The sequence below is a fragment of the Brevundimonas sp. genome, from assembly GCF_023259385.1.
Taxonomy (GTDB): Bacteria; Pseudomonadota; Alphaproteobacteria; order Caulobacterales; family Caulobacteraceae; genus Brevundimonas.
Genome location: NZ_JAHFPF010000121.1, coordinates 5,617 through 10,163 on the forward strand (window position 1 = coordinate 5,617; position 4,547 = coordinate 10,163).

3 protein-coding genes and 2 pseudogenes are annotated in these 4,547 nt (G+C 70.1%); 3 read left to right on the forward strand and 2 right to left on the reverse strand.

The genetic code is table 11. The annotated features are described in order from the left end of the window. From Q0C81_RS10455 to Q0C81_RS10465, 3 genes and pseudogenes are all read left to right on the forward strand, one after another. Positions 1-335, forward strand: a pseudogene (locus tag Q0C81_RS10455) (autotransporter domain-containing esterase); the annotation flags it as partial. 222 nt (positions 336-557) lie between these two features. After that, positions 558-1,172 carry a M23 family metallopeptidase gene (locus Q0C81_RS10460; protein ID WP_291837267.1) on the forward strand — a complete coding sequence of 205 codons (615 nt, stop codon included), beginning with the start codon at positions 558-560 and terminating at the stop codon, positions 1,170-1,172. 74 nt (positions 1,173-1,246) lie between these two features. Then, positions 1,247-3,532 (forward strand): ATP-binding protein, encoded by a 2,286-nt coding sequence (locus tag Q0C81_RS10465; RefSeq protein WP_291837269.1) that lies wholly within the window; start codon positions 1,247-1,249, stop codon positions 3,530-3,532. Positions 3,533-3,559: 27 nt separating this feature from the next. On the opposite strand, the gene Q0C81_RS10470 is transcribed toward Q0C81_RS10465, so the two are convergent. Together Q0C81_RS10470 and Q0C81_RS10475 are read right to left on the reverse strand one after the other, a co-directional pair. Then, on the reverse strand, positions 3,560-3,769 hold the full coding sequence (locus tag Q0C81_RS10470; protein WP_291837271.1) for a hypothetical protein: 210 nt from the start codon (positions 3,767-3,769) through the stop codon (positions 3,560-3,562). Positions 3,770-3,783: 14 nt separating this feature from the next. Further along, a pseudogene (locus tag Q0C81_RS10475) lies at positions 3,784-4,547 on the reverse strand (isocitrate lyase); the annotation flags it as partial.

Below are 4,547 nucleotides of genomic sequence, written 5' to 3' on the forward strand. Positions count from 1 at the left end.
AGTACGCCTATCAGGACCGCACGGTCCAGGCCGCCTCGGCCGAGATCTCGCTGCGCGCCGAAGGCGGCGGCGAGGGCCTGGGCTTCTACATCGAGGGCGGCTACCGCGACTCGTTCGGCGACAGCAGCGACGGCGTCCGCGTCGGCATCCTGGGCAACCCCGCCCAGATCCTGGAGCGTGAGGTCGAGGATCCGTTCGGCGGCTCGATCCTGGCCTCGGCCGGCGTCGAGGCCGACATGGGCCCGGGCAAGCTGACTTTCGGCTATCGCGGCCGCTTCGGCGACCACGCCGACAGCCATGTGGGCGCGCTGACGTACCGCATCTCGCTGCAGTAGGCCGTCCACGGACCGACAGGGGGGCGCGCGGCGAAGGCTGCGCGCCCTTTTCGTTGCACGCCTGCGACGACCTGCCGCCCCCCGACGCCCCAAAGTCGCCCGCCCCCCTGCCTATCTGTCCGTCTTCCCGAGGCGCAGACGCCCGGTCGCGCCGCGGACATGGCGCGCCCGCTGCGCCCTTCTCCCCGCTCATCCGAGCCGAAGACGGAGCCGACGCCGCCCATGCGACGCCTGTTGCCGACCGCCCGGTCGTTCCTTCTCCATTCCGGTCAGGCCGCCGCCCTCGGCGCCGTGGCCGTCCTCGCCATGGCCGCCGCGCCGCTGACCCCGACGCCCGCATCGGACGAGGCCTTCGCCGTGCCCGAGCTTCCCCCGGTCACCGCCGTGGCGTCTCCGGCGGGACCCGTCACCCGCGTCATCGCCTTCGGCGAGCCCCTGCGCGGCTTCGCCGTCAACTCGGCCTTCGGCATGCGTCGCCTTCCCGGCCAGCAGGCCCGCCGTCACGAGGGAGTCGACATCGCCGCCCCGACCGGCACCAGCGTCAGCGTCGCCGCCGAGGGCCGCGTCCTGCGCACCGGCTATGACGCCGACGGCTACGGCCGCTTCATCGAGGTCCGGCATCCCAACGGCATGAGCAGCCTTTACGGCCACCTGAGCCGGATCGACGTCGCCAGCGGCGACGTGGTCGCTCCGGGCCAGCGCATCGGGCTGGTCGGCTCGACCGGCCGCTCGACCGGCCCCCACCTGCACTTCGAGATCCGCCGCGGCGACCGTCAGGTCAATCCGGTAAAGGTTATGGGCCAGGCGTTCGAAATGACGGTGTCCGCCCCGGCCTGACGGTCGTTCACCGTACATATGCCCACGCTTTCTTCACCCCTTTCCAGGATAGTCCCCGACCGAAAGGGGCCGTCTTGGACCGCATACTCTACTGCATCGCCTTCCAGCACGACTGGCGCTGGACGCTGGCCGCCGGCCTGATCTGCGTCTTCGGCGTGGGCACGGCGTACCAGCTGCTGGGCCGCGCCCGCGAAGCGGTCGGCCCGCGCCGCCGCAACACCGCCCTGCTGGCGGCCTTCACTGGCGGCCTGGCGGTCTTCTCGACCCACTTCCTGGCGATGCAGGGCTATGACGCGGGCGGCGAGGTCCGCTACGCCGTCTGGTCCACCATCAGCTCGTTCTTCATGGCTTTCGCCAGCATCGGCCTGGCCTGCATGGTCGCGCTCTACCGGCCCGGCCCGGTGTACCGCGCGCTCGGCGCCGCGCTGGCGATCTCGGGCGTCGCCGCCATGCACTTCCTCGGCGTCGCCGCCATGCAACTGCCCGGCCTGATCCTGTGGAGCCCGGACCTGGTGGGCGCCTCCATCGCCGCCGCCATCGCCCTGGCCGCCGGCAGCGCCGCCTTCCTGCACGGACGCCCCGCCTGGCTCCGCTTCGCCGCCGGCGCCTGCGGCGCGATCTCGGTCGTCATCCTGCATTTCGGCTCCATGAGCGCCATGACCCTGGAGCCGCACTTCGCGGTCGACAACACCGCCTGGTCGCTGTCCGGCGGGATCATGATCAGCGTCATCGCCGCCATGGTGCTGGGCATCGCCTCCATCGCCGGCGCCGCCGTCTGGATGTGGTGGCTGTCCCGGGCCAGCGCCCTGGGCCAACTGCGTCAGGCCATCGAAGCCATGCCCGACGGCCTGGCCTTCTATGACGCCAACGACCGTCTGGTCCTGTGGAACACCCGCTACGCCGAGGTGAACCCCGGGCTGGCGACGACGCTGCAGAAGGGCATGACCTTCCGCGAGATCGTCCAGATCGGTCTGGACGAAGGTCTCTACGCCAACGCCCTGGGCCGTGAAGACGCGTGGATCGCGGAGCGGATGGCCACCCGCGCGGCCCTGTCGACGACGATGGAGCAGCACATCTCGGGCGACAACTGGCTGCGCGTTTCCGACCGCCGCACCGTGGCGGGCGGCACCGTCACCATCTGCACCGACATCACCGAGCTGAAGCGCGACGCCCGCGCCCTGTCGGACGCCCGCGACGCTGCCGAACAGGCCAACGGCGCCAAGAGCCAGTTCCTGGCCAACATGAGCCACGAGATCCGCACGCCCCTGAACGGCGTCATCGGCGTGGCCCAGGCGCTGGCCAACACCGACCTGTCGGCCCAGCAGCGCGAGATGCTGGACCTGATCCAGTCCTCGGGCCAGACGCTGCAGGTCCTGCTGAGCGACATCCTCGACCTGGCCCGCGTCGAATCCGGCCGCCTGGAACTGTCCGAGGAAGCCTTCGACCTGGGCCGCGCCGTACGCGAAGCCGCCCAGCTGTACGAGACCTCGGCCCGCGAGAAGGGGCTGCAGTTCTTCGTCGAGATCGACCCCGAGGTGGATTGCTGGGTCGCCGGCGACGTGGTGCGCCTGAAGCAGATCCTGACCAACCTGGTCTCCAACTCGGTCAAGTTCACCGGCGAGGGCTTCGTCTGCCTGACCGCCGCCCCCGGCCCCGTGCGCGCCGGCCAGCCGACCCTGCGCTTCTCGATCGAGGACACGGGCATCGGCTTCGACAGCGAGACCCGCACCCGCCTGTTCAGCCGCTTCGAACAGGCCGACGGCGCCATCACCCGCAAGTTCGGCGGTTCGGGCCTGGGCCTGGCCATCTCGCGTCAGTTGGCCGAGATGATGGGCGGCGAGCTGGACTGCGAGAGCGAGCCCGGCGGCGGCTCGTCCTTCATGCTGACCATTCCGATGCACAAGGCCGAAGCGCCCGCCACGGTCGCGGCCTCCGGCTCGGCCCTGGCCGCCGGCGACGACCGCCGCCTGCGCGTGCTGCTGGCCGACGACCACCCGGTGAACCGCAAGGTCGTGGAGATGATCCTGGCCCAGGCCGACATCGACCTGACCTCGGTCGAAGACGGCTCGCTGGCGCTGAACGCTGTGCGGGACGGCGACTACGACCTGATCCTGATGGACATGCAGATGCCGGTCATGGACGGGCTGACCGCGACCCGCGAGATCCGCCTGCACGAGGCCGCGATGGGCCTGCCGCGCACGCCGGTGATCATGCTGACCGCCAACGCCCTGCCCGAGCATATCGCCTCGGCGGAAGGCGCCGGCGCGGACCGGCACCTGGCCAAGCCCTTCGACGCCGGCGAACTGCTGGAGCTGGTCATCTCCCTGCCCCGCGCCGCCCAGGCCGCGATCGCCGCCTGATCCGGCGGCGACCGCTTTCGCCCGGGGCTATTCGTAGCCGTGGGCGGCTTCGTTGATCACCTGCGAGGGCATCGTCGAGAAGTCGACGGCGACCGGCTGGGCGATCTTGGACCGGAAGGTCTTGAGCACATGCTCCAGCCGGCGCCGGACCTCGCGCTCGGCCTCGGTCTGGGTGTCCAGGGTCAGCGGGGCCAAGCAGAAGTCGATGATGGCCGAGGTGGTTTTCAGCGGTTCCATGGGGTCTCTCCTGGTTATTCGGCCGCGACGAACTGCGCGGTTTCGGTGGAGTCCTTCAGCGCCGTGGTCGACGACTGGCCGTTCGAGATGACGGTGGCCACCTGGTCGAAGTAGCCGGTGCCGACCTCGCGCTGGTGACGGGTGGCGGTGTAGCCGCGGGCCTCGTTGGCGAACTCGCGCTGCTGCAGCTCGGAATAGGCCGCCATGCCGCGATCGCGATAGCCGTCCGCCAGCTCGAACATCGAGTTGTTCAAGGCGTGGAAGCCGGCCAGGGTCACGAACTGGAACTTGTAGCCCATGGCCCCCAGTTCGCGCTGGAACTTGGCGATGGTGGCGTCGTCCAGCTTGGCCTTCCAGTTGAAGGAGGGCGAGCAGTTGTAGGCCATCAGCTTGCCGGGGTGCTTCTTCTGCACGGCCTCGGCGAACTTCTTCGCGTCGTCCAGGTCCGGGTGCGAGGTCTCCCACCACAGCAGGTCGGCGATGTTGGCGTAGGACAGGCCGCGCGCGATGCAATGATCCAGGCCCGTGCCCTCCTTCAGGCGGAAGAAGCCCTCGGGGGTGCGGTTTTCGCGGTCGATGAAGGGCTGGTCGCGCTCGTCGATGTCCGAGGTGATCAGCTGGGCGCTTTCGGCGTCGGTGCGGGCGACCGTGATGGTCGGCGTGCCCATGACGTCGGCGGCCAGACGGGCGGCGACCAGATTGCGCTCATGCGCCTGGGTCGGGATCAGGACCTTGCCGCCCAGGTGGCCGCACTTCTTCTCGGACGCCAGCTGATCCT

What these genes read in the sequence shown, in the direction of transcription:
- Q0C81_RS10470 (WP_291837271.1), bottom strand. Translation starts at nt 3,769, where the DNA reads ATGGAACCGCTGAAAACCACCTCGGCCATCATCGACTTCTGCTTGGCC.
- Q0C81_RS10460 (WP_291837267.1), top strand. Translation starts at nt 558, where the DNA reads ATGCGACGCCTGTTGCCGACCGCCCGGTCGTTCCTTCTCCATTCCGGT.